The 2820-nt window shown below is 66.6% G+C and carries 3 protein-coding genes; 1 reads left to right on the top strand and 2 read right to left on the bottom strand.

Features of this window, described 5'->3' with window-relative positions; translation table 11 throughout:
• Positions 1-33 precede the first annotated feature (33 nt).
• Positions 34-1137: an IS630 family transposase gene (locus tag ACFV8T_RS45455; RefSeq protein ID WP_385339762.1), complete on the bottom strand. Its 1104-nt coding sequence runs from the start codon at positions 1135-1137 to the stop codon at positions 34-36.
• Positions 1138-1285: 148 nt separating this feature from the next.
• Between ACFV8T_RS45455 and ACFV8T_RS45450 the strand changes: the two genes are divergently transcribed.
• Positions 1286-1612: a hypothetical protein gene (locus ACFV8T_RS45450; protein WP_385339759.1), complete on the top strand. Its 327-nt coding sequence runs from the start codon at positions 1286-1288 to the stop codon at positions 1610-1612.
• A 201-nt stretch (positions 1613-1813) separates the two neighbouring features.
• Here ACFV8T_RS45450 and aac(3) read toward each other — a convergent pair whose 3' ends face one another.
• Positions 1814-2662, bottom strand: a complete 849-nt coding sequence (aac(3), locus tag ACFV8T_RS45445; protein ID WP_385339756.1) for an aminoglycoside 3-N-acetyltransferase — start codon at positions 2660-2662, stop codon at positions 1814-1816.
• Between the last annotated feature and the right edge of the window lie 158 nt (positions 2663-2820).

Genomic DNA, 2820 nt, shown 5'->3' with positions numbered 1-2820 from the left:
AGTGGTCGAGTTCGTAAGTCCTTCGGGGGTTGATCATGCTGCCAGCGCGACGGAGGATTCTTCTGGGTGATCGGCGGTGTGCCGGTCGAGCCTGGCCAGCAGATCGTCCAGGTCGGAGGTGGTGAACTTCCACTGGAACGGCTGCGCCGTGGCGTTGTAGCGGTCTTCGAAGGCTCGGAGCCGGTCCCGGATCTCGTCGAGGTCCGTGAAGTCGTTGGGCGAGACGACCTTGCGCTGGACGATCGAGAAGAAGATCTCGATCTGGTTGGTCCACGAGGCGTGGACGGGGGTGTGGACCATGACAGCGTTGGGGAAGGTGCTGGTCAGACGGTCGATAGCGGCCTTCCCTCGGTGGGAGGAGCCGTTGTCGACGATCCAGAAGACGTGTTTCGCGCTGGCGTAGGGCTCTTCGCTCATGACCTGGATGACCAGGTTCATGAAAGGCACGATGCCAGTGGTGGCTTCGGTACGGCCGAACACCTTGGCTTGGTGGACGTCGTAGGCAGCCAAGTAGGCCAGGGCGCCACCGCGGTCGTATTCGTGGTTGATGCGCATCGCCCGGGCCTGGCCGGGGGCCAGGGTGGGGTGGCAACGGCAGCGGGCCTGGACGGAGGTCTTCTCGTCCGCACAGATCACGTACTCGTCCCTGCCCAGCGGGATGCCGTCGGAGATGCGGGCGTACAGGTCCATGATGCGGCCGGCCTTGGCGCGGAAGTCCGGGTCACGGATGAAGATCCACGACTGGTACTGCCAGGGCTTGAGCGCGTCGCCAGCCAGCCAGCGCCGCACAGTCGAGGCGGAGATCGATCCGGCAATGGCCCGGGCGACCACCTCTCGGGCCAGTTCCGGACATGACCAGCGAGCGAGCGGCGTGCCGGTTTCGGCAGGCAGTTGGCAGGCCAGAGCTTTGGTCTCGGCGACCTGCAGCGCGGTGAACATTGGCGGGCGGCCGGTGCGTTCGCGGTCAGACAGCCCGGACAGGCCGTGCTCGGCGAACCGGCCCCGCCAGGTGCGGACCGTGTCGAGATGCAGCCGCGTCTCGCGGGCGATGCGCGCGTTGGACCGTCCACGTGCCGCATGCAGCACCACCTGCGCGCGCATCCGCAGCCGGTACTCGGTTTTGTGGCCGTAGGCCATCTGCCTCAGCCGTTCGCGATCGGCAGCACGCAGGACTATCGGACGGGCACGGGCAACAGGCAAGGCAGACAGGCCGATCAGGAGAAGTGGATCAACAGGTCATAGCCTGCCGCACCCGGCAACCGGCCCCTCGGTCAGGATGGGCGCCATGCCCACGCCCTCGGAGCACACCCGCCTCTCCCTGGAAGCGCGCCTCGACGAGCAGGCCCGCACCGCCTGGCCCCAGCTGAAGCAGCTGCACGTCCGCCACCGCGGAGCCTTCGCCTATGCGGAGGCCGAACTGGCCGACAGCGAACGGGTCAAACTAATGAGGCTGCGCTACACCGGAGCCGTCGGCAGATGGGGCTTCGCCCTCTACCTGGCCAGCAGCGACCGCTACGAGGACTCCATGCTGCCCACCGGCAGCCCCACGGGCACCCCCGCAGACGCACTCGACTGCGCCTGCCGGCTCCACCTCACCGCACCCGGCACCTGACCAGACGCCAGCCACAACACCCCGCCCCCCGCCGTCAACTCCCGAAGGACTTCCGGAACGCGAGGGCCACTCGGGTATCGAGAACGGGGACCTCACTGCTCCGTTCGTTTACCCCTTCGGGCGGACTGACCGGCCCTTGGCTGCTCTGGCTGTGGTTCTTGATCACAGCGGGCCGGTGACGTGCGGATACCTCTGCTGCGTCTACCTGTTCAGTTTGTGTTCGATCCAGGAAGTGGCGAAGTCGATGACTTCCGCGGCCTCGAACAGATGACTCTGAGCAGCGCCGACTCTGCCCTGCCGGCCGATTCCCGCGGTGAGCATGTCCCGGGCGATCGCTTCGAACGGCTCTTGCCCCTCGGACACCACTGCCGAGTAGTCGAAGGCCCCGTCCTCCGAGTCGATGTCGTGGAAGCGGCGCCAGACCCGCTGACCTTGCACAAGGATGGGCTGTTCGTAGTCCACGAACCGCTTGCTGGGGGCCTTGGCAAGCGCCTCGGCGTGGTGCAGCAGAGTCATGGTGTCCAAGGGAGCGCCGAGCAGAAGGACCCGGCCACTGCGGGCGACCAACCGTGCAAGGGGGCTGTCCGGGCCATGCGGATCATCCCAGGAGTGGTCGGCCATCAGCTCGGCTGCTGCCGCTCCCAAGGCCGCGAAACTGGCATCCGGATGACGGCTGCGAACGGCTCCGGGCCAGCGGCGCAGTGCTTCGGGGAGGCGGCCGTTGTTGTGGTCTGCCTCGCTGAGGTCGGGGTCGTAAGCGGGATGTTCCGCACGCAGGGCGGACTGCCAACTCTGTGGCCACGTGACGAAGTCATAGGGGGGCGCGTCATTCCAGCCGCAGGTCACCATGAGGGTTCCCTGCGGTCCGACCACGTCATGGAGGGCGCCGATGATGGTCTGCGGTCCTCCGGCCACGTAACCGATGGCGGACATACGGGTGTGGAACATGACGATGTCGCCGTCTGCGAGGCCGAGGGCAGCCAGGTCACGGCTGATCCGGCTTCGGACTACGGGACCGCCCGAGCGCTCGAGCAAGTTCATTTCGTCCATGATCGCGAACCTATCCCTGAGCCACGTATCCCGGGCAACCGAATTGATGCCTTTTGGCCAGCGGTTCTCGATGTCGTCCGGGGGCCGGCGCGCAGAGTCAGCAGCGCCCACGACCGGCCCCAGAGTCAACCCCCGAAGGACTTACGAACTCAACCACT

Origin of the sequence: Streptomyces sp. NPDC059832 (assembly GCF_042731715.1) — a bacterium.
Taxonomy (GTDB): Bacteria; Actinomycetota; Actinomycetes; order Streptomycetales; family Streptomycetaceae; genus Streptomyces.
The sequence above is the reverse complement of the archived record's forward strand: the minus strand, read 5'-3'. Positions and strand labels throughout refer to the sequence as shown.